Source organism: Enterobacter sp. Taxon_2, from assembly GCF_058355295.1.
Map to the genome: position 1 here is coordinate 2,536,492 of NZ_CM178024.1, position 20,674 is coordinate 2,557,165.

The 20,674-nt window shown below is 55.9% G+C and carries 18 protein-coding genes and 1 pseudogene; 12 read left to right on the top strand and 7 right to left on the bottom strand.

The window, feature by feature from the left end; genetic code table 11:
- Entirely contained in the window at window positions 1-1,176 is a 1,176-nt protein-coding gene (araJ, locus tag AC4IC4_RS12020; protein WP_491471191.1) for an MFS transporter AraJ, read from the bottom strand.
- Window positions 1,177-1,296: 120 nt separating this feature from the next.
- Window positions 1,297-1,941, bottom strand: a complete 645-nt coding sequence (locus AC4IC4_RS12025; RefSeq protein ID WP_032647374.1) for a QnrE family quinolone resistance pentapeptide repeat protein — start codon at window positions 1,939-1,941, stop codon at window positions 1,297-1,299.
- Between the two features lie 178 nt (window positions 1,942-2,119).
- Here AC4IC4_RS12025 and ppk2 point away from each other — a divergent pair, with 178 nt between their 5' ends.
- From ppk2 to AC4IC4_RS12040, 3 genes and pseudogenes are all read left to right on the top strand, one after another.
- The gene (ppk2, locus tag AC4IC4_RS12030; protein WP_032647376.1) at window positions 2,120-2,962 is read left to right on the top strand and encodes a polyphosphate kinase 2; all 843 of its coding nucleotides are present in this window, start codon (window positions 2,120-2,122) and stop codon (window positions 2,960-2,962) included.
- A gap of 102 nt (window positions 2,963-3,064) precedes the next feature.
- Window positions 3,065-3,253, top strand: a complete 189-nt coding sequence (locus AC4IC4_RS12035) for a type II toxin-antitoxin system CcdA family antitoxin (RefSeq protein WP_491471192.1) — start codon at window positions 3,065-3,067, stop codon at window positions 3,251-3,253.
- Window positions 3,253-3,576 (top strand): annotated as a pseudogene (locus AC4IC4_RS12040) (CcdB family protein). The gene AC4IC4_RS12035 and the pseudogene AC4IC4_RS12040 overlap by 1 nt, the downstream one beginning before the upstream one ends.
- Window positions 3,577-3,647: 71 nt before the next feature.
- Here the strand turns inward: AC4IC4_RS12040 and fdnI are convergent.
- Genes fdnI through fdnG form a run of 3 tightly spaced genes read right to left on the bottom strand, consistent with a single transcriptional unit; the run spans window position 3,648 to window position 8,240 of the window.
- Window positions 3,648-4,304, bottom strand: a complete 657-nt coding sequence (fdnI, locus tag AC4IC4_RS12045) for a formate dehydrogenase-N subunit gamma (RefSeq protein WP_491471193.1) — start codon at window positions 4,302-4,304, stop codon at window positions 3,648-3,650.
- Window positions 4,297-5,181 (bottom strand): formate dehydrogenase subunit beta, encoded by an 885-nt coding sequence (fdxH, locus tag AC4IC4_RS12050; protein ID WP_491471194.1) that lies wholly within the window; start codon window positions 5,179-5,181, stop codon window positions 4,297-4,299. Before fdxH ends, fdnI begins: the two co-directional genes overlap by 8 nt.
- Window positions 5,182-5,192: 11 nt before the next feature.
- On the bottom strand, window positions 5,193-8,240 hold the full coding sequence (gene fdnG / locus AC4IC4_RS12055; RefSeq protein ID WP_491472821.1) for a formate dehydrogenase-N subunit alpha: 3,048 nt from the start codon (window positions 8,238-8,240) through the stop codon (window positions 5,193-5,195).
- Window positions 8,241-8,461: 221 nt separating this feature from the next.
- On the opposite strand from fdnG, the gene yddG reads away from it, so the two are divergent.
- Both yddG and AC4IC4_RS12065 read left to right on the top strand, forming a co-directional pair.
- Window positions 8,462-9,340, top strand: a complete 879-nt coding sequence (yddG, locus tag AC4IC4_RS12060; protein ID WP_491471195.1) for an aromatic amino acid DMT transporter YddG — start codon at window positions 8,462-8,464, stop codon at window positions 9,338-9,340.
- Between the two features lie 630 nt (window positions 9,341-9,970).
- Window positions 9,971-11,080: a porin OmpC gene (locus tag AC4IC4_RS12065; RefSeq protein ID WP_491471196.1), complete on the top strand. Its 1,110-nt coding sequence runs from the start codon at window positions 9,971-9,973 to the stop codon at window positions 11,078-11,080.
- A 49-nt stretch (window positions 11,081-11,129) separates the two neighbouring features.
- On the opposite strand, the gene AC4IC4_RS12070 is transcribed toward AC4IC4_RS12065, so the two are convergent.
- Window positions 11,130-12,074: a LysR substrate-binding domain-containing protein gene (locus tag AC4IC4_RS12070; RefSeq protein ID WP_032647386.1), complete on the bottom strand. Its 945-nt coding sequence runs from the start codon at window positions 12,072-12,074 to the stop codon at window positions 11,130-11,132.
- A gap of 170 nt (window positions 12,075-12,244) precedes the next feature.
- Here AC4IC4_RS12070 and AC4IC4_RS12075 point away from each other — a divergent pair, with 170 nt between their 5' ends.
- The 7 genes from AC4IC4_RS12075 to AC4IC4_RS12105 are packed head-to-tail and all read left to right on the top strand — an operon-like array spanning window position 12,245 to window position 18,695.
- The gene (locus tag AC4IC4_RS12075; RefSeq protein ID WP_463726738.1) at window positions 12,245-13,195 is read left to right on the top strand and encodes a branched-chain amino acid ABC transporter permease; all 951 of its coding nucleotides are present in this window, start codon (window positions 12,245-12,247) and stop codon (window positions 13,193-13,195) included.
- A gap of 8 nt (window positions 13,196-13,203) precedes the next feature.
- The gene (locus AC4IC4_RS12080; RefSeq protein ID WP_491471197.1) at window positions 13,204-14,310 is read left to right on the top strand and encodes a branched-chain amino acid ABC transporter permease; all 1,107 of its coding nucleotides are present in this window, start codon (window positions 13,204-13,206) and stop codon (window positions 14,308-14,310) included.
- Entirely contained in the window at window positions 14,307-15,074 is a 768-nt protein-coding gene (locus AC4IC4_RS12085) for an ABC transporter ATP-binding protein (protein WP_491471198.1), read from the top strand. The genes AC4IC4_RS12080 and AC4IC4_RS12085 overlap by 4 nt, the downstream gene beginning before the upstream one ends.
- Entirely contained in the window at window positions 15,067-15,786 is a 720-nt protein-coding gene (locus AC4IC4_RS12090; protein ID WP_491471199.1) for an ABC transporter ATP-binding protein, read from the top strand. Before AC4IC4_RS12085 ends, AC4IC4_RS12090 begins: the two co-directional genes overlap by 8 nt.
- Before the next feature lie 28 nt (window positions 15,787-15,814).
- Entirely contained in the window at window positions 15,815-16,972 is a 1,158-nt protein-coding gene (locus tag AC4IC4_RS12095) for a branched-chain amino acid ABC transporter substrate-binding protein (RefSeq protein WP_491471200.1), read from the top strand.
- 17 nt (window positions 16,973-16,989) lie between these two features.
- The gene (locus tag AC4IC4_RS12100; RefSeq protein WP_491471201.1) at window positions 16,990-17,472 is read left to right on the top strand and encodes an L-2-amino-thiazoline-4-carboxylic acid hydrolase; all 483 of its coding nucleotides are present in this window, start codon (window positions 16,990-16,992) and stop codon (window positions 17,470-17,472) included.
- Complete coding sequence (locus tag AC4IC4_RS12105; RefSeq protein WP_491471202.1) at window positions 17,469-18,695, top strand: Zn-dependent hydrolase; 1,227 nt, start codon at window positions 17,469-17,471, stop codon at window positions 18,693-18,695. The genes AC4IC4_RS12100 and AC4IC4_RS12105 overlap by 4 nt, the downstream gene beginning before the upstream one ends.
- 39 nt (window positions 18,696-18,734) lie before the next feature.
- Here the strand turns inward: AC4IC4_RS12105 and AC4IC4_RS12110 are convergent, their stop codons facing one another.
- Entirely contained in the window at window positions 18,735-20,618 is a 1,884-nt protein-coding gene (locus tag AC4IC4_RS12110; protein WP_491471203.1) for a potassium transporter Kup, read from the bottom strand.
- Window positions 20,619-20,674: the final 56 nt, after the last annotated feature.

Below are 20,674 nucleotides of genomic sequence, written 5' to 3' on the forward strand. Positions count from 1 at the left end.
TCAGGCTAGCGCACGCGCGTTAGCCTGAGCCCGTCTGGCCCACAGGTAACCGTAGATCAACAGCGCGCTCATGGCAGAGAACGAGAGTATCGCCGCAGGCAGCGTGACGTAGCGCCAGCTAAAGCCGAGGGTAATCATCATCCCGCCAAAGTACGCCCCGATCGCGCTGCCGAGATTAAACGCCATCTGCCCCCCTGCCGCCCCCAGCATTTCGCCACCCTTCGCATTTTGCAGAAGCAGGATCTGCAGCGGCGCAGAGAGCGCGAACAGCCCGGCACAGCAGATAAAGCCCATGATCAGCGAGGCCGTTTTGAGTTCACCACAGGCGAAAAGCAGCAGCAGCGAGGCGACAATCACCATGTCGGTGGTCGCCGCAATGCGCAGCGGGCTAAAACGCCCCGAGAGTTTGCCGCTCAACAGGTTGCCCAGCACCATGCCAAGCCCCATCAGCATCATGATGATCGTCATCACGCCTTCGGTGAAGCCTGAAACGTTGACCATAAACGGTTTAACGAAGCTGAACCACGCGAATACCCCGGCGTTGCCAAACATGGTGGCGGCAAAAATCAGCCAGGGTTCTGGTTTTTTCAGAAAGTGGAACTGCTCGGTCAATTTGATTTCTGATGTGTCGTGGATGTCCGGCACCCAGAGCAGAACCGAGAGGATCACCAGCGCGTCGAACACCGCAATCAGGAAAAAGGTATAACGCCAGCTGAACTGGTGCCCCAGCCAGGTACCCAGAGGGACGCCTACCAGGTTGGCCACGGTCATCCCGGCGATCATTCCCGCCACTGCGACCGTCACCTTCCCCGGCGGCGCAATTTTAGAGAGGATAATCGCCCCGACGCCGAAAATCGCGCCGTGCGGAAAACCGGAAATTAAGCGTCCCGTCGCCAGCCAGAAATATGATGATGAAAAGGTAAACAGGGCGTTCCCCACCGCGCACAGGGCAACCAGAAACAGCAGCGTCGTTTTTAACGAGAACTTGCCTGAGAACAGCGCCATAATCGGGGCGCCAATCACCACGCCGAAGGCATAAAACGAGATCATATTCCCGGCGGAGGGAATCGAAATACCGGTGTCATGCGCCAGCTCGGTTAACACGCCCATAATGCCAAACTCGGCCATGCCCAGGCCAAATGTGCCAAGCGCCAACGAAAATATTGTCTTTTTCATACCTCAACCACGGGTTAATCACTCGCAGCGGGCATTATTGAATAATCTTGTATGGTGAGCCAGTTCAAACTGGCAGACTGACACGTTAATCCATTTATACAGTGCACGCTGTGAATATTGTCAGCCGATAATCGCGATGCCAAGGCGTTCCATAATTTGCGACACTTGATAACTGTCCAGCTTAACGCCCTGTAGATCAGTGCCACGCACGTCCAGTTCACCCAGTTCCGAATTGGTTAAATCGCAGTGTGTGAAATTTGCTGCACGCCAGTCAAATGAAGAAAACTCGCCGCCTGACATATCCGAACCACTGAAAGTTGCCCCCAGGATCTGCGCGCCGTTCCAGCGGTTTTCCCACAACTCGCATTTTTCCAGAACCACCTTCGAAAAATTGGCATAGCTCAAGTTGCTTTTTGTTATATAAGCACTGCAAAACCAGGTACGCGTGGTGATCATGTTCATAAAACTGGCACCGCGAAAATCAGCCCCTTGCGCCCTGCATTCACGGATTTCGATGCCTAAGGCATTCGAATGCCTGAAATCTGCCATCGATAAATCGCAGCTTTTGAAAATAGCATCTTTAAGCTGCGCCCGAGTAAACTTAGCGCCCTGCTGGCTTTCCCGGTCATAGAACTGACAGCCGATAAACTCCGTGCTGGTTAAATCCGTGCCTGAAAAGTCGCAGTTACGAAAGATCGCATTCTCTATTTTCTCGCCGGTAAAACGAGTACGACCGATTTTTTCGCCCTCAAAAATCAATGCCATCACACCACCTGTTTATTCATACAGTACCATTCACCATTCTACCTCGTTCCCTGATGAAGAGAAACACGCTTATCAGACACACATATCAAAAATTCCCGCGAAGGTTGCAGGTCAGCATTACACTTCAAAGTGTTAGTTCCTTCTATGCACATCACACGTTCCGGAGATGAGGATTATCATGGGAAACGCAAAACAGAATAAAACCAAAGCAGTGACCGTGACCAAAGCGAGTGTAGATAGCGTGGTTAAACCCGTGCTGAAGACCAAAGAGTACGAAAAAGAGCTTCGTCGCCTGCATGTGGAACTGGTTAAGCTCCAGCAGTGGGTCGTCGCCAAAGGACTCAAGGTGTGTATTGTTTTTGAAGGACGCGACGGTGCCGGTAAAGGCGGCACCATCAAAGCGATCACCGAGCGCGTCAGCCCTCGCGTGTTTCGCGTTGTTGCGCTCCCTGCCCCAACTGAAAAAGAAAAAAGCCAGCTCTACTTCCAGCGCTATGTACCGCACCTGCCTTCGGCAGGCGAGATCGTGATATTCGATCGCAGCTGGTATAACCGCGCGGGCGTTGAGCGGGTTATGGGGTTCTGCACGGAGGAACAAGTGGAGAAATTTTTGGATGGCGCACCGGTGATGGAAAAAGCGATGGTCGATGCCGGAATTATCCTGCTGAAGTACTGGCTGGAGGTGACGCCTAAAGAGCAGGAGCGTCGCCTGCGCGACCGTATTAACGATGGTCGTAAGATCTGGAAGCTATCGCCGATGGATATTAAATCCTTTAACCTGTGGGACGAGTATACCCTCGCGCGCGACGCCATGTTTGAAGCCACCGATACCGCATGGGCGCCGTGGTTTGTGGCACGTTCAGAAGATAAAAAACGCGTGCGACTGAATATTATTTCGCACCTGCTTTCGCAGATCCCGTATAAAGAAATACACGTAGACAAGGTGGATTTACCGAAACGAAAAATCGGCAAAGTCAAACCCACAAAATATCCTTTCCGCTATGTGGAGGAGCGGTTCTGATATAACTGGAAGCCGCCTCGCAGAATAGATATTACCAGGAGAAACGGTATTGTTTTTTGTTGGCTGCGGTTGATAATGACCGCACCAACAAAGGAGATAACGATGAAACATACCACAGAAACAGAGCTGGGCCAGAACATCGCACCGCGTAAGCCCTTGTGTCATGCAGAACATAACTCAACCAGGCGGCATCAGCCATCAGACGAAGATCGTGCATTTATACGGGCAATGAATGAGTTTGTAGAAAAACATGGAACCATTACTGATGATGAGTTTTTCAGGGTGCTTTAATGCTAAGACAATTTAATGTTTATCGGAATACATCATTCGCAACACGGGACAAGCTGCCTTATTATATGCTTATTCAGGATGATTGCTATGACGACCTTGCCACACGCGTCATCGTACCGCTCGCAAGAAATAATAAGTTACCGTTATGGTAGAGCCATCTGGCTCCAGGCGTAAATATCGATTTTGAAACGTTTCTGATTTATTCGCCAATGATAACTAACCTTAACAACAACAAAATAAATCCTAAAGACTTTGTTTGTAATTTACGCAACGCACGTCATGACGTTATAGCGGCAATTGATCGTTTATTGACTAACACATGACGCCAGCCGGTCAGGCATTTTCCCTGCTCGCGCAAGCGCAGCGCCGCCGGGCAAAGCCGACGGCGCAGGGCTCACTTCAATCCTTCCGTACTTTCCTGTTTCGCTTCCAGACGCTCCACATCACGATACCAGCGCGGATGATGCTTCTGCGCCCAGCGGCGGCTCACCTTCCCTTCAATCATCCCTTTGATTGACCCTTTCACCCAGAACGCCATATACATATGGATCAGGATGGCGTGGATCAAAATGATGGCCGACGTGGCGTGGATAAGCAGCGCGTAACGCACCACCTGAATCGGGAAGTAGTGGGCAAAGTACGGACGCCAGATAATGACACCGGTCACCAGCAGCACAAAAATCATGCTCATGATGGTCCAGAACATCATCTTCTGGCCGGCGTTGTATTTGCCCACCTTCGCCACTTTATGCTCGTTACCTTTCAGGACTTCAACAATCCCTTTCACCCACGGGATATCCTGCTTGTCCGGGATGTTGTGATGAACAAAACGCACGAACATAAACATCAGCACCACGAAGATCAGCACGCCGAAGAACGGGTGCAAAATGCGCCCCATCTGCGGCGTACCGAAGGTTTCGGTCAGCCACTGCAGCGTCGGGAAGAAGAATGAAATCCCCGACACCGCCACCAGGAAGAAGCAGATCACCACCGTCCAGTGACAGGCGCGGTCGATAAACTTCGTGCGCACAATCATTTTCGACTTACTCATGATGCTCCTCCTCGTCGTCATCCACCTCTTTGTTTGGCCCAATACCGATGTAGTGATAAATGAGCCCCGCAAAGGTGGCGATAAAGCCCGCCGCAGAGAGCGGTTTAAGTGCCCCTTTCCACAGGTTGATCGAGGTATCGATCGCCGGATCCTTCGGCAGGTTGTGGTACAGCTCCGGCTGGTCGTTATGGTGCAGCACGTACATCACGTGCGTACCGCCCACGCCCTGTGGGTTGTAAATGCCCGCCTTGTCGTAGCCGCGCGCTTTCAGCTTATCGACGCGCGCCTGCGCCACGTCCAGCATCTCTTTCTTGGTGCCGAAGTGGATCGCCCCGGTGGGACAGGTCTTGACGCAGGCAGGCTCCTGCCCGACGCTGACGCGGTCCACGCACAGGGTGCATTTGTATACCCGGTTATCCTCTTTATTGAGGCGCGGAATATTAAACGGACAACCCGCGATGCAGTAGCCACAGCCGATGCAGTTGTCCTGCTGGAAGTCGACGATTCCGTTGGCGTACTGAATAATCGCGCCCGCTGAAGGGCACGCCTTCAGGCAGCCCGGATCTTCACAGTGCATGCAGCCATCTTTGCGGATCAGCCACTCCAGCCTGCCGTTCTGGTCGGTTTCGCTAAAACGCATCACCGTCCAGGATTTGGCGCTCAGATCCGCCGGATTGTCGTAGACACCCACGCAGTGCCCGACCTCATCGCGGATATCGTTCCACTCTGAGCACGCTACCTGGCAGGCCTTGCAGCCCACGCAGGAGGAGACGTCGATAAGCTTGGCGACTTCTGCCTTGTAGTCCCGCGCGCGAGGCGCGGGCGTTATCGGGTTAGTCGCGGAGCGTTTGATAATGTCTTGTGTTTCCATCGCCATTGAATCGCTCCTTACGCTTTCTCGATGTTGACCAGAAACGCTTTGTATTCCGGCGTTTGCGAGTTGGAATCGCCGACGTTTGGCGTCAGGGTATTGGCGATGTAGCCTTTCTGCGCCACGCCTTCAAAGCCCCAGTGAAGCGGGATACCGACGGTTTCCACCTGCTGACCATGCACGTTCAGACTTTGCAAACGACGGGTCACCACCGCCACCGCGCGAATAAAGCCGCGCTTGCTGCTCACCTTCACGCGGTCGCCGTTGGCAATACCTTTCGCCTTCGCCAGCGTCTCGCTGATCTCCACAAACTGTTCCGGCTGCGCGATGGCGTTAAGCCGCGCGTGCTTGGTCCAGGTATGGAAATGCTCGGTCAGGCGGTAGGTCGTACCCACGTACGGGAATTTGTCCTTTTTACCTAAGCGCAGGACGTCGTCTTCGTAGATACGCACCACCGGGCTGGAGACCACGTTCGGGTGCAGCGGGTTGGTCCCCAGTGGCGTTTCCATCGGCTCGTAGTGCTCCGGGAACGGCCCTTCCGCCAGCTTGTTGAGCGCAAACAGGCGTCCCAGCCCTTCCGGCTGCATGATAAACGGCCCGGTGTTGCTGCCCGGCGCGGCGGTGTTGTAGTCCGGGATATCGTTCCCCGTCCATTTCGCCCCGTTCCACTGGATCAGCATGCGCTTCGGATCCCACGGCTTGCCGTTTACGTCTGCAGACGCGCGGTTGTACAGCACGCGACGGTTCAGCGGCCACGCCCATGCCCAGCCCAGCGTATTGCCCAGCCCGGAAGGGTCAGCGTTGTCACGGTTGGCCATCTGGTTACCCTGCTCCGTCCAGCTGCCGGTGTAGATCCAGCAGGACGACGCCGTCGTGCCGTCGTCGCGCAGCAGCGCGAAGCTGTTCAGCAGTTGGCCTTTCTTCGCCACCAGATTGCCGTTAGCATCATAGAGATCCGCCAGCGCCATGCCGTTGTTCTCTTTCGCTACTTCTTCAGACTCGGGACGATCCGGCTGCTTGTAGCTCCAGCTCATCTTCAGCAGCGGCTCAGCGCCTTTGCCGCCTTCGGTGCGGTACATCTCGCGCAGGCGATGGTAAATCCCGGCAAGGATTTCGCCGTCGTTACGCGCTTCACCCGGAGCGTCCTGGCCTTTCCAGTGCCACTGCATCCAGCGGCCGGAGTTGGCTATCGAGCCGTCCTCTTCGGCAAAACAGGTGGACGGCAGGCGGAACACTTCGGTCTGAATCGACGCCGGATCGACATCGTTTGATTCCCCGTGGTTCTGCCAGAAGGTGGAGGTCTCGGTCACCAGCGGATCGATAACGACCATGTACTTCAGCTTGCTCAGGCTGCGAACGACTTTGTTCTTGTCCGGGAAGGAGGCCACCGGGTTGAAGCCCTGGCAGATATATCCCGTGACGTCGCCCTTATCCATCATGTTGAAATACTTGATGACGTCATAAGCCTGATCCCACTTCGGCAGCCACTCAAAGCCCCAGTCGTTCTCTTTCTGCGCCGCATCGCCGTAGAAGGATTTCATCAGGCTGACGTAGAACTTCGGATAGTTGCTCCAGTAGTTCACCTGGTCCGGCAGCGTTGCTTTTGGCGTGTTCGCCGCCAGATAGCTTTGCAGATCCGTCTGCTTTTCAGACGGCAGCGTCAGGTAGCCCGGCAGGCTGGTCGAGAGCAGTCCGAGGTCGGTGAGCCCCTGAATGTTGGAGTGACCGCGCAGGGCGTTCACGCCGCCCCCCGCCATGCCCATGTTGCCGAGCAGCAGCTGGATCATCGCCATGGTGCGGATGTTCTGCGCACCCACGGTGTGCTGCGTCCAGCCCAGCGCGTACAGGAACGTGGTGGTTCTGTCGGCGGCGCTGGTGGAGGCCAGCACTTCACACACCTTCAGGAAGTCCGCTTTCGGCGTGCCGCAGATGTTCTCCACCACGTCCGGCGTATAGCGGGAAACGTGCTGCTTCAGCAGGTTCCACACGCAGCGCGGATGCGTCAGGGTTTCATCACGCATCGCATAGCCGTTTTCATCGAACTGATAGTTCCAGGACGCTTTGTCGTACTGGCGTTTTTCGGCGTCATAGCCGCTAAACAGTCCGTCATCGAAGGCAAAGTCATCCCGCACCAACAGGTTCGCGTTGGTGTAGTGCTTAACGTATTCCGCGTTAATGTTGTTGTTTTCGATCAGGTACAGCAGCACGCCGGACAGGAACGTAATGTCCGTACCGGAGCGGATTGGCGCATAGATATCGGCCACCGATGCCGTACGCGTAAACCGCGGGTCGACGACGATAAGCGTCGCATCGTTGTTGTTTTTCGCTTCCATCGCCCAGCGGAACCCCACCGGATGGGCTTCAGCGGCGTTACCGCCCATCACCACCACGACGTTCGCGTTTTTGATATCAACCCAGTGGTTGGTCATCGCACCGCGACCAAATGTTGGAGCAAGACTTGCTACCGTTGGTCCGTGTCAGACGCGCGCCTGGTTGTCTACCGCCAGCATGCCGAGAGAGCGCACAAATTTTTGCGTCAGCATGCCGGTTTCATTACTTGCCGCAGACGCGCACAGCATCCCGGTGGAAAGCCAGCGGTTAACCGTTACGCCCTGCGCGTTCTTTTCAATAAAGTTGGCGTCGCGGTCGGCTTTCATTAATTTGGCAATACGGGAGAAGGCCTCATCCCAGGAGATTCGCTGCCATTTATCAGAACCCGGCGCGCGGTATTCCGGGTAGCGCAGGCGATTTTCACTGTGAACATAGTCCAGCAGCCCCGCCCCTTTCGGGCAAAGCGCCCCGCGGCTCACCGGATGATCCGGGTCCCCTTCAATGTGGTAAATCGCTTCTCTGGCGTTCTTCGCGCCATCGCCCAGGCTATACATCAAAAGCCCACAACCTACGGAGCAGTATGTGCAAGTGTTACGGATCTCTTTCGCGCGCAGCAGCTTATAGTTGCGTGCCTGAGCCAGCGCCATTTTGGGAGCAAATCCCAGCATGGCTGCCGTTGTTCCGGCCATACCGCCCGCGCAGATTTTAAAAAATTGTCTGCGGCTGACGTCCATCGTTGTCCTCGTGTTCATATAAGACTTCGCGCCGCAAACTAGCAGTAAAGTCCCTGATTTTTTTGCGTCAAATCAAGGTCATCTGTCTTCACCCCCTTAATAGTCACCCCCGGAACATTTCATTACCCCTTTTTGATTAACGGCTTAAGAGAATAATTCACGACAGCGACAGACGTAATGCGATACATTTTTCCTTTGATTTTTATTGCAATGGCGAAGTAATGGACAGAAAAAAGGCAACGCTTATTGGGTTGGCGGCAATACTGTTATGGAGCACCATGGTCGGCCTTATTCGCAGCGTGAGTGAGGGACTGGGGCCGGTAGGCGGTGCGGCGATGATCTACACCCTCAGCGGATTACTGTGTCTGGTGACGGTAGGATTTCCTGATATCAGACGGTTCTCGCCGCGGTATCTTATTGCGGGTAGCGCTTTATTTGTCAGCTACGAAATATGCCTGGCGCTGTCGCTGGGCTATGCCGCAACGCGATCGCAGGCGATTGAAGTCGGTATGGTGAATTACCTTTGGCCAAGCCTGACCATTGTGTTTGCCATTGTGTTCAACGGACAGAAATCTACCCTGTGGGTGATCCCCGGCCTGGTCATATCGCTGCTGGGCGTCTGCTGGGTATTGGGCGGTGAACAGGGTTTACATCTTGATGAAATAACCCGCAATATCGTTTCCAGCCCACTGAGCTACGCGCTGGCGTTTGCCGGGGCATTTATCTGGGCCGCCTACTGCACGGTCACCAGCAAATTTGCGAAAGGACAAAACGGCATCACCCTGTTCGTTTTGCTGACCGCGCTGAGTCTGTGGGTGAAATATGTCCTGAGCGATCAGCCAGAGATGGTGTTCACGCTTCCGGTAGTGGTGAAACTCGTCATGTGCGGCATTGCCCTTGGGTTTGGATACGCCGCATGGAATATTGGCATCCTGCACGGTAACGTCACTGTTCTGGCTGCCGTATCCTATTTTACCCCGGTCCTTTCAGCCGCGCTTGCCGCCGCAGTGCTGAGTTCCCCCCTCTCATTCTCGTTCTGGCAAGGCGCCCTGATGGTCTGCGCCGGGTCGTTACTCTGCTGGTACGCAACAAGAAAATAACGCTTTCTCGCACGGCCGGGTAAATTTCAACCCGGCAACATAATTAACATAAATTTAAAGTGTGATCGCACCTCAGAATATTCATCCTAATAATAGGATGTCTGTTTAATTTCGGTTTATATTTGGCACCTTCTGTAAACGCTCAACAAGATAATTGACACAAACTGACAACGACATGAAACTAGTCAACCATGAATATTAACACTATGGATAGCATTGAATGTAATAATTCAATTCTGACACATCCATGCAAATATTCGCAATATACGTTCAAACCCTCACCAAACTCACTGTTATTAAACCAAAAAACTAATAGCACCCCCTCAACGCATCGGGAATACCGAATTCTAACTTAATATACTAAAACTCACAGAAATTATAGCGATGGCAATAGTCCCGAAGATAACATAATTAATAATCGTATAAAATTCGGGCGCTTTGTTTGAATATTCGCCTTTTCACACGATCGAGATCACACTAATTGAAATTATCTCTAATATTTTGAAACTTATTATTGAAATAAGACTACGAGATTTTTAAGAATAGCATGCCATTGACGAACAGCCTCGTTTAGAAATCGTTCAAAGTGGTTCAGGAAATACCCAAAAAAAATTATAAGGAACATTTAAGATGAAACTTAAATTAGTTGCAGTGGCAGTCACTTCCATGCTGGCAGCAGGCGTTGTTAACGCTGCCGAAATTTACAACAAAGACGGTAACAAGCTGGATCTGTACGGTAAAGTAACAGGTCTGCACTATTTCTCTGATGACGCAGGCGCAGATGGCGATAAAACCTACATGCGTATCGGCTTCAAGGGTGAAACCCAGGTTAACGATCAGCTGTCCGGTTACGGCCAGTGGGAATACCAGATTCAGGGCAACAAAGACGAAGGCGACAACCAGTCCTGGACGCGTGTGGCGTTTGCAGGTCTGAAGTTCGCGGAAGCAGGTTCATTCGATTACGGTCGTAACTACGGCGTGATTTACGACGTGACCTCCTGGACCGACGTGCTGCCAGAATTCGGCGGTGACACCTACGGCGCAGACAACTTCCTGCAGTCTCGTGCAAACGGCGTTGCAACCTACCGTAATCAGGACTTCTTTGGTCTGGTTGACGGCCTGAACTTTGCTCTGCAGTACCAGGGCAAAAACGGCAGCGTAAGCGGTGAAAACACCAGCGGTCGCAGCCTGCTGAACCAGAACGGCGACGGCTATGGCGCGTCCCTGACTTACGATCTGGGTGAAGGCTTCAGCGTGGGTGGTGCAATGTCCTCTTCCCGTCGTACCGCTGACCAGAATGCGGCTGGCGTATACGGTGAAGGCGACCGCGCTGAAGTATACAGCGGTGGTGTGAAATACGACGCGAACAACGTTTACATCGCGGCGCAGTACTCTCAGACCTATAACGCAACCCGCTTCGGTACTTCTAACAACAAGCGTACCGACATTTACGGTTTTGCCAACAAGGCGCAAAACTTCGAAGTTGTGGCTCAGTATCAGTTCGACTTTGGCCTGCGTCCATCCATCGCTTACCTGCAGTCTAAAGGCAAAGACATCGAAAACTTCGGCGACCAGGATCTGGTTAAATACATCGATGTTGGCACGACCTACTATTTTAACAAAAACATGTCCACCTACGTGGATTACAAAATCAACCTGCTCGACGACAACAAGTTCACTCGCCAGGCAGGCATCGGTACCGACAACATCGTGGCGCTGGGTCTGACCTACCAGTTCTAAATATTGTCACTACAAAAGCCAGCTGAACAAGCTGGCTTTTTTTATCTTCCTATCCGGCTGACGACTCTCCGTTCGCAGCCCAACGAAGCCAGGTTTGCAGCAGCTTGCCGTCCTCGGTCATCTCTGAATCTGAACGCACGCAGAGGTGATAGTCGCGCCCGTCATCAATGGGTAAGTCAAATATCTTCACCAGCTCGCCGCTCTCAAGATACGGCGCAATCAGCGGCTCACGCATTAGCGCACAGCCCAGACCAGCCTGTACGCCCGCCAGCGTCAACAGTCCGTCTTCAAACAGCGGGCCGCTGCGCCGGAGTGGACGTTTTACCCCCTGCAACAAAAACCACTGCGTCCAGCTCGTACGCTCTTCATCGTGCAGGAGCGGCATTTGCAGCAACTGCTCAGGCGTATCGATATGGCCATGAATGCGTAAAAACGCACGGCTGCACACCGGCACCATCTGACCGGAAATCAGCTTTTCACTCTGATAGCCCGCCCACTGCCCGTTGCCAAAACGAATCGACATATCCGACGCGTCGCTCAGATAGTTACGGTGGTTGGCATACACCACGTTGATCTCGGTTTGGGGATTGGCGCGCATGAACGCAGGTAAACGTGGAATGAACCACCCCATGCCAAAAAGCGGGATCAGGCTGATGGTGACCTGACGCGTTTGCGCCTGCTCCGCCAGGTGCTCCGTTGCCTGGCGCAGCACGTTAAACGCCGCGCGGATCGAGCGGTAATATTCACGTCCGTGCTGGCTCAGCACCAGCCTGCGCCCCTGACGCTCCGTCAGCGGCATTTGCAGATACCCTTCAAGCACCTTGAGCTGATGGCTTACCGCCGACGGAGAGATATCCAGCTCCTGCGCGGCCAGCGTGACGCTGCCCAGCCGGGCGATGGCCTCAAAGGCACGGACAGCCCGAAGCGGCGGATCGTTTGCCAGGCGACTGTCTGCATACGCGGACAAATCTGCCGATTGTTCTGTTTTATTCATATGTTGATTTCTTTAGGCTTTTTAGCCGGGAACGCGATTACATTATCTTTATATAAATCATTAAGATAAAGCAATGCCGGTTTATCATAAGAAATAATATATGTGTATTTTACAATTTAATTCATTTATCGGATGGTAGCCACAGAAACAGCACTTTGCGGGTACAGACGTTGGATACACTCATACAACAACTGATCAACGGTGTGATGCTGGGAAGCATCTACGCGCTGATCGCGCTGGGCTATACCATGGTGTATGGCATCTTGCGCATTATTAACTTTGCTCACGGCGATATTCTGATGGTCGGTGCGCTCACCACGCTTTCCGCCATTAACGCCCTGAATACCACCTTTCCTCACATGCCGCTGCTGTTGCAGCTTGGTGTTGCCCTGGTGATTGCCATGGCCGTTTGCGCCCTGCTGGCAATGGCCGTGGAGCGGTTTGCCTACCGTCGACTGCGTAACGCCCCACGCCTGGCACCGCTGATCTCGGGTATCGGCGTCTCGGTCCTGCTGCAAACCGTGGCGATGATTATCTGGACGCGCAACCCGCTGATGTTCCCGCAGATCCTGCCCATGGATCCGATCGCCGTGACGTCAGGAAGTGAACAGCATCCCCCTGCCATTGTGACCGTCACCGGCATTGTTACCGTGGCGCTGGCGCTTGCGGTAATGACCGGGCTATGGCTGCTGGTGGAATACACCCGCCTGGGCCGCGGCATGCGTGCCGTGGCGGAAAACCCGCGCGTGGCCACGCTGATGGGGGTTAACCCCAATGCCATTATTACCCTGACGTTCGCCATTGGCGGCGTATTTGCCGCGCTGGCAGGCGTCATGATGGCCAGCAACTACGGCAACGCCAGCTTCTCAATGGGCTTTTTGCCGGGAATCAAAGCCTTTACCGCCGCCGTGCTGGGAGGCATTGGTAACATTCGTGGCGCAATGATTGGCGGGATCCTGCTCGGCATTATCGAAGCGCTGGGCGCAGGTTATCTGGGGGAACTCACCCACGGCGTCTTTGGCAGCAACTATCAGGATGTCTTTGCCTTTATGGTCCTGATTCTGGTGCTGGTCTTCCGTCCGGCTGGCCTGCTGGGCGAGCGCGTGGCGCACAGGGCGTAAGGAATACCATGACAACACTTCAACTCCAGACCCCAGCGACGACACGCAAATTCTGGTCAGGCATGAGCCTGTTCTGCCTTGCGCTGCTGATTGCTCCCGTGGTGGCCACGCAGCTTGGCGGCAACTACTGGGTGCGCGTTATCGACTTCGCTCTGCTCTACATCATGCTGGCGCTGGGGCTAAACATTGTGGTGGGCTATACCGGCCTGCTGGACATGGGCTTTATCGCCTTTTACGCGGTCGGCGCCTACCTCGCGGCACTGATGGCCTCCCCACACCTGCTGGCGGTATTTCCTGTCCTCAGCGTCTGGTTCCCGGACGGGCTGCACACCTCATATCTGCTGATTATTCCGCTGGCAGCACTCGTCGCGGCGGTCTGCGGCATTTTACTCGGTGCTCCTACGCTGAAGCTGCGCGGGGACTACCTCGCGATAGTAACCCTCGGCTTTGGTGAAATTATCCGCATTCTGATGCGCAACCTCGACCGACCGGTGAACATCACCAACGGTGCGAAGGGTATTACCGGGGTGGATACGCTCAACCTGTTCGGCCTGAAGTTTAGCGGCGTATACCACTGGTTTGGTTTCAACGTGCCCGCGCTTTGGCTGTGGTACTACCTGCTGATGCTGGTGATTGTGGCGATTATTTTTGTCTGCCTGCGCCTGCAGCATTCCCGCATTGGTCGCGCCTGGCACGCCATCCGTGAAGATGAGGATGTGGCGCGCGCGATGGGCATCAACGTGCGTAACTATAAGCTGCTGGCCTTTGCGATGGGTGCCTCTTTTGGCGGCGTGGCGGGTGCCCTGTTCGGCGCGTTTCAGGGCTTTGTCTCCCCGGAATCCTTCACGTTACAGGAATCCATTGCCGTGCTGGCGATGGTGGTGCTGGGCGGTATGGGACACATTCCTGGCGTGATCCTCGGCGCGATACTGCTTACCGCCCTGCCGGAACTGCTGCGCAGTCAGGCAGCGCCGGTTCAGCAGGCGCTGTTCGGTACGGTACTGATTGACCCGGAAGTGCTACGTCAGCTGTTCTACGGCCTGGCGCTGGTGCTGGTGATGCTGGTGCGTCCTTCAGGCATCTGGCCGGTTCGCCACAAGGAGGTGAAAGCATGAGCCTGTTAACCGTACGCAACATGTCAAAACGCTTCGGCGGGCTGACTGCCGTAGATGACGTTTCGATAACCGTGAACAGAGGCGAGATCTACGGGCTGATCGGCCCCAACGGCGCGGGAAAAACCACCTGTTTTAACCTGATCACCGGGCTTTATCCGGCGGACAGCGGTGAATTTTCGATTGCCGATAAGCCCTATTTCCCAAAGCACATTGAAAAAGTCACCGCCGCCGGGATTGCCCGCACGTTTCAGAACGTGCGCCTCTTTAACGACATGTCGGTGCTGGAAAACGTGATGGTGGGTCGCCACGTGCGCACCCGTAACGGCCTGTGGGCCGCGCTGAGCCGTCACAAACGCGCCCGTGAAGAAGAGAGGCAGACCCGGGAACTGGCCTGGCACTGGCTGGAGTACACCGGCATTGCCAGGTTCGCCCACTACCGCGCCTGCGATCTGGCCTATGGTCATCAACGCCGTCTGGAGATTGCCCGCGCGCTGGCAACGGATCCGCTGCTGCTGGCGCTGGACGAACCCGCCGCCGGGATGAACGCAGCGGAAAAAGTGGCGCTCGGCGAACTGCTCATCCGCCTGCGCGATGATGGCAAAACCCTGCTGATGATTGAGCATGACGTCAAGCTGGTGATGGGCATCTGCGATCGCCTGACGGTGCTGGATTACGGCAAAACGCTCGCCAGCGGCACGCCGGAGAGCGTACGTCGCGACCCGGCAGTGATCGCCGCCTGGCTTGGAGGCAACGCCCATGTCTGAATTACTGAAGGTAGAACGTCTGGACGTGCATTACGGCGGCATTCAGGCCGTACGCGATGTCTCCTTTACCCTGCGCGAGGGCGAACAGGCTACGCTGATCGGCGCTAACGGCGCGGGGAAAAGCTCCACCGTGCGCGCCATTACCGGGCTGGAAAGCTTTAGCGGCAGTATTGAATTCCGCGGTAAAGACGTCCGCAGACACAGGCCCGAGGCGCTACTGCGCGACGGACTGGTGATGGTCCCGGAGGGCCGCGGGATCTTCTCCCGCATGACGGTACTGGAAAACCTGCAGATGGGCGCCTGGCTCAGGCGTGACACTGTCACCTTTAGTCGCGAAATGAACGAGATTTTCGAGCGCTTCCCGCGCCTGGGCGAACGCCAGCATCAGCTTGCCGGCCTGCTGTCCGGCGGTGAGCAACAGCTGCTGGCCCTTAACCGCGCCCTGCTCAGCCGCCCGCGCCTGCTGATCCTCGACGAGCCGTCGATGGGCCTCGCGCCGAAGATGGTTGAAAACATTTTTGCCGTCATTGCCGGCCTGCGCGAGCGCGGCGTTGCCCTGCTGCTCATCGAACAAAACGCCCGTCTCGCGCTGGAAGTCACCGACAGCGCGTGGGTGATGGACAGCGGCAGCATTGTTCATCATGGCGAATCGAAAGCGCTGCTCAATGACGACCAGATTGCACAGATTTATTTGGGCGAAATGCCCGTTTAACCACACCAGCCAACATCAGGGAAATACAATGAAAACAGTAAAAATCCGTGCGCTCAGCGCCGCCATCCTCCTCGGCAGCTTTGCCTCGACGGCCACGTGGGCCGCTGACAGCGAAACCGTGGTTATCGGTCTGGCAGGCCCGCTCACTGGTCCGTCCGCCCGTATCGGTAAAGATCTGGAGAACGGCGCGCAGCTGGCCATTGACGACATTAACAAGCAGCACCCGACCATCGGCGGCAAAGCGGTCACCTTCAAACTGCAGTCCGAAGACGATCAGTCCGACCCGCGCACCGCCGTGGCCGTCGCGCAGCGTCTGGTGGACAGCGATGTGGCGGGCGTGGTCGGCCACTGGAACACCGGCACCAGCATTCCTGCGGCCCGCATTTATCACGATGCAGGCATCGCCCAGGTGGCACCGGTCGCGACCGGTCACGCCTATACGCAACAAGGTTTTGATACCAGCTTCCGCGTGATGGGACACGACGATGACGGCGGTCAGTTTGCCGGTCAGTACGCGGTGAATACCCTGAAAGCCAAACGCATTGCGGTGATCGACGACCGTACCGCATTTGGTCAGGGGCTTGCAGACCAGTTTATTAAATCGCTGGAAGCCCAGGGCGTGAAAATTGTCGATCGTCAGTACGTGGATGACAAAACGGTCGATTTTAGCGCCGTACTGACCGCTATCCGCAGTAAAAACGCCGATCTGATCTTCTTCGGCGGCGTCGACAGCCAGGCCGCACCGCTGGCGCGTCGCATCAAACAGCTGGGCATGAATGCCACGCTGATGGGCGCAGGCGGATTCGTCAGCCAGACGTTCCTGAAGCTGGCGCAGAAAGAAGGCGAAGGCGTTGTGGCGCTGGAGCCGGGTCTGCCCGTTGACCAGATGCCGGGCGGCAAAGCGTTCGAGCAGGCGTACCAGTCCCGCTACCACACCCATATCGAACTGCACGCCCCGTTCGCCTATGACGCCACGCGCGTGCTGGTTGCGGCAATGGAAAAAGCAAACTCCGTTGAGCCGTCCGACTATCTGCCCGCCCTGCGCGCCATCAGCTATTCCGGCGTCACCGGACAGATCGCGTTTGATAAAGAGGGCAACCTGAAATCGCCGTCGTTCACGGTCTACAAAGTTGTCGACGGCAAATGGCAGCCGCAGACCGTGCTGGGCGGCGCAAAAGCGAAGTAACGCAGCGAGGCAATGTGATGAGTGATAATAACGAGCTGGGCATTCTCGCCCGCCGCAAAATTGAAGCAGAAATTATTAAGCCAATTTATGAAATCCTGGTGCGCGAGATAGGGAAAGCCCGCGCCCAGGCGGTGATTGGCGAGGCCATTGAGCAGGCCGCGATTGACGCTGGCAAAGCGTTTGCCAGCAAAGAACCCAACGGCGCGAACATCAAGAGCTTTATCGCCCTGCAGTATCTGTGGGAGAAGGATAACGCCCTGGAGGTGAAGGTGATCGACGCCGACGACAAGCAGTACAACTACAACGTGACCCGCTGTCGCTACGCGGAGATGTATCACGAAATGGGGCTGGGCGAGATTGGCCATCTGCTCTCCTGCGCGCGGGATGAAAAATTCATCGTTGGCTATGCGCCGGACGTTGAGCTAACCCGCACCACCACCATCATGCAGGGCGGTGCGTGCTGTGATTTCCGCTACCGCAGCAGCAAGGACAAGCCATGATCCGCGTCAACGCCGAACGGCTGTGGTCAACGCTTGAGATGATGGCGCAGATCGGCGGCACGCCCGCCGGTGGCGTCACCCGTCTGGCATTGAGCGAGGAAGATCGTGTTGCGCGTAACCTGCTGCGCGACTGGGCGATGGACGCCGGTTTTACCTGTGACGTCGACAGCATGGGCAACATGTTTATCCGCCGCGCGGGGAAAAACCCGCAGCTTGCCCCGGTCATGACCGGTTCGCACGTGGATACCCAGCCGCTGGGGGGGAACTACGACGGGGTTTACGGCGTGCTGGCCGGGCTTGAGCTGCTGCGTACCCTCAATGACCATCACGTTGAGACGGAGCGTGACATCGTGCTGGTTAACTGGACCAACGAAGAAGGCGCGCGCTTCGCGCCAGCCATGCTCGCTTCAGGGGTCTGGACGGGTCAATTTAGCGAAGCGTACGCTCATGCCCGCGCGGATAACGATGGCATCACCGTGGGCGAAGCGCTGGATAGCATTGGCTACCGGGGTGAAGCCCCTCCCCGCGCGTTTCCGGTTCACGCCTGCTACGAGTTGCACATCGAACAGGGCCCGATCCTGGAAGACGAAGCCATCGATATCGGGCTCGTCCGCGCGGCAATGGGCCAGCGCTGGTTTACCCTGACGCTGGACGGATTCGCCGCTCACGCGGGCACGACGCCGATGCACAGCCGCCGTGACGCGCTGACCGCCTTCGCTGAGCTTGCATTGAAAGTGGAAGAGATTGGCTATCGGCATGCGCCGGACGGACGCGCGACGATCGGTATGGCGCAGGTTACGCCAAACTCGCGCAACGTCGTGCCGTTTCGTGTGGAATGCAGCGTGGAGTTTCGCCATCCGGCGCAGCAGGCTCTGGAAGCCATGGAAGCGGCGCTGCATAAGGTGGCTGAAAGCCTGAGCCTGCGCGGCGTGTCGGCTCTCGTTGAGCGCATTTTTGACTACGCGCCCATCGCGTTTGATGCTGAATGCCTCGCTCGTACGGAGAAGGCCGTGGCGGAACTGGGCTATTCGTCGAAACCGATGGTCTCCGGTGCGGGACACGACACCTGCTATGTGAGCAAAATTGCGCCCGCCAGCATGATCTTTATCCCCTGCGTGAAGGGCGTCAGCCATAACGAAGCGGAAAGGATCCTGCCGGAGTGGTCGGAGAAAGGGGCGAACGTGCTGTTGCACAGCGTCCTGTCCGCGGCCCAGGAGAGCTAGAACGGTGCGAAAGCAGAGGTCCTCTGCTTTCGCCAGAGTCTATACCGCAACGCGCCGGCTGATTTCAACCACCCGATCGCTGGGAAGGTGGTAGTGGTTAATGACGTGCGTGCAGTTGCGTTTCATGAAGGCAAAAATGTGCCGTTGCCAGGCCGCCATACCGGCCCCGCCTTCGCCTGCCACAATGGTTTCATGCCCGACATACCAGGTGGCATCATCCGTGGCAAAAAGCGCGTTAATCTCGCTGACCCCCTGTAACAACCGCGGAATGTCCGGGTGTTCCATAAAGCCATATTGCGCCACGCCGTGCCAGTAGCCCGGCGCGCGCTGTTCCACCCTGATACGCTGCTCTTCCCCGACGTAGGGCACATTGAGTATATCAATGGTCAGCGACAACACATCCTGCTGTAGCGCCCGGTTTCGCGCGACATGCCAGCGCATGACCGGTGGGATATTGTTCTGTGTACGGGTCAAAAACACGGCAGAGCCTACCACTCTGGGCACCGTCTTTTGCTGAAGCTGGGCAAAGAACGCATCCACGCTGACGCCCTTCTCGCCCACCGATGCGGAGACCGCCTTAACGCCGCGGTGCCAGATTAGCATCACCGTACAAATGGCTGCGGCCATCAGCAGCGGGATATAGCCACCCTCCAGGACTTTAATTAGATTGGCAAACAAGAAGGTGGCATCAATCACCAGGAAACAGAGGGCAATAAGCGCGCTGCTGACCCGGCTCCAGCGCCACACTTCCCGCATCGCCACAAACAACAGCCCCGTGGTCATCAGCATGGTTAACGACACGGCGATGCCGTACGCCGCGGCAAGCTTATCGGAGGATTTAAAGAACACCACCAGCCCGATGGTCACCACCATCAGCAGCCAGTTTATTATCCCGATATAAATCTGACCGTAGCTTTCTGCCGCCGTCTGTTTGATGCGTAACCGGGGTAACCAGCCAAGCTGAATGGCCTGGCGCGTCATGGAAAACGCGCCGGTAATAATCGCCTGACTGGCAATGATCGTCGCCAGCGCGGCAAGAATGATGAGTGGAACCTGGACAACAGGCGGACAGAGCGTGTAGAAAAGGTTTTGCTTGCTGTCGGCACCGGCCAGAATCAGCGCTGACTGGCCAGCATAGTTGAGCAGCAGCGAAGGAAAGACGATACCGTACCAGGCAAGCCAGATCGGCTTTTTACCAAAATGCCCCATGTCTGCATACAGGGCCTCGGCCCCCGTCACGCAGAGAAAAACGCCGCCCAGGACCAGGAAACTGGTGTACCCGTTCGAAAACAAAAATGCGATGCCGTAAGCAGGATTAAGGGCCAACAGTACCGAGGGGTGCTGAACGATCCCCCGCACGCCCAGCGCAGCAATCGCCAAAAACCACAGCGCCATCACCGGGCCAAATATTTTTCCTATGCGGGCTGTACCAAAAGGCTGGATAAGAAACAGCGCCAGCAACACTGCCACCGTCAGGGGTAATATGTACGGCTGGGACTCAGGGATCACCATCTCCAGCCCTTCAAGGGCAGAAAGCACGGAGATGGCCGGGGTGATCGCGCCATCACCGTAAATCAACGCTGCGCCAATCAGGGCGGCAAAAATGACCCAGCGCCCGCCTTTGCCTTTCTCCACCAGAAGCGACATTAAGGCCATGATGCCCCCCTCGCCATGATTATCAATTCGCATGGCGAAGGCGGCATATTTTATGGATGTCACCAGGATGAGTGTCCAGGTAATCAGCGAGAGCAGGCCCAGTATGACGCCGGGCGTAGGGTCATGCTCAGAGAGCGAAAGTACCGTCCGAAAGGTATAAAGCGGGCTGGTGCCGATATCACCAAAAACGACGCCCAGCGCCCCCCCTGCAAGCAGGGTTAACCGGGAGAGCGGTTGGGACGGTTCACTGCTGTGGCGAAGGCTCATATTTTCCAGCAAGAGTCAGATAATCCTGTAAAAAACATAGCCCATCTGCCCCGCCC

Bases quoted from the DNA above. Each gene is read 5' to 3' on its own strand.
- araJ (WP_491471191.1), bottom strand. From the start codon at position 1,176: ATGAAAAAGACAATATTTTCGTTGGCGCTTGGCACATTTGGCCTGGGC.
- AC4IC4_RS12025 (WP_032647374.1), bottom strand. From the start codon at position 1,941: ATGGCATTGATTTTTGAGGGCGAAAAAATCGGTCGTACTCGTTTTACC.
- ppk2 (WP_032647376.1), top strand. From the start codon at position 2,120: ATGGGAAACGCAAAACAGAATAAAACCAAAGCAGTGACCGTGACCAAA.
- AC4IC4_RS12035 (WP_491471192.1), top strand. From the start codon at position 3,065: ATGAAACATACCACAGAAACAGAGCTGGGCCAGAACATCGCACCGCGT.
- fdnI (WP_491471193.1), bottom strand. From the start codon at position 4,304: ATGAGTAAGTCGAAAATGATTGTGCGCACGAAGTTTATCGACCGCGCC.
- fdxH (WP_491471194.1), bottom strand. From the start codon at position 5,181: ATGGCGATGGAAACACAAGACATTATCAAACGCTCCGCGACTAACCCG.
- yddG (WP_491471195.1), top strand. From the start codon at position 8,462: ATGGACAGAAAAAAGGCAACGCTTATTGGGTTGGCGGCAATACTGTTA.
- AC4IC4_RS12065 (WP_491471196.1), top strand. From the start codon at position 9,971: ATGAAACTTAAATTAGTTGCAGTGGCAGTCACTTCCATGCTGGCAGCA.
- AC4IC4_RS12070 (WP_032647386.1), bottom strand. From the start codon at position 12,074: ATGAATAAAACAGAACAATCGGCAGATTTGTCCGCGTATGCAGACAGT.
- AC4IC4_RS12080 (WP_491471197.1), top strand. From the start codon at position 13,204: ATGACAACACTTCAACTCCAGACCCCAGCGACGACACGCAAATTCTGG.
- AC4IC4_RS12085 (WP_491471198.1), top strand. From the start codon at position 14,307: ATGAGCCTGTTAACCGTACGCAACATGTCAAAACGCTTCGGCGGGCTG.
- AC4IC4_RS12090 (WP_491471199.1), top strand. From the start codon at position 15,067: ATGTCTGAATTACTGAAGGTAGAACGTCTGGACGTGCATTACGGCGGC.
- AC4IC4_RS12095 (WP_491471200.1), top strand. From the start codon at position 15,815: ATGAAAACAGTAAAAATCCGTGCGCTCAGCGCCGCCATCCTCCTCGGC.
- AC4IC4_RS12100 (WP_491471201.1), top strand. From the start codon at position 16,990: ATGAGTGATAATAACGAGCTGGGCATTCTCGCCCGCCGCAAAATTGAA.
- AC4IC4_RS12105 (WP_491471202.1), top strand. From the start codon at position 17,469: ATGATCCGCGTCAACGCCGAACGGCTGTGGTCAACGCTTGAGATGATG.
- AC4IC4_RS12110 (WP_491471203.1), bottom strand. From the start codon at position 20,618: ATGAGCCTTCGCCACAGCAGTGAACCGTCCCAACCGCTCTCCCGGTTA.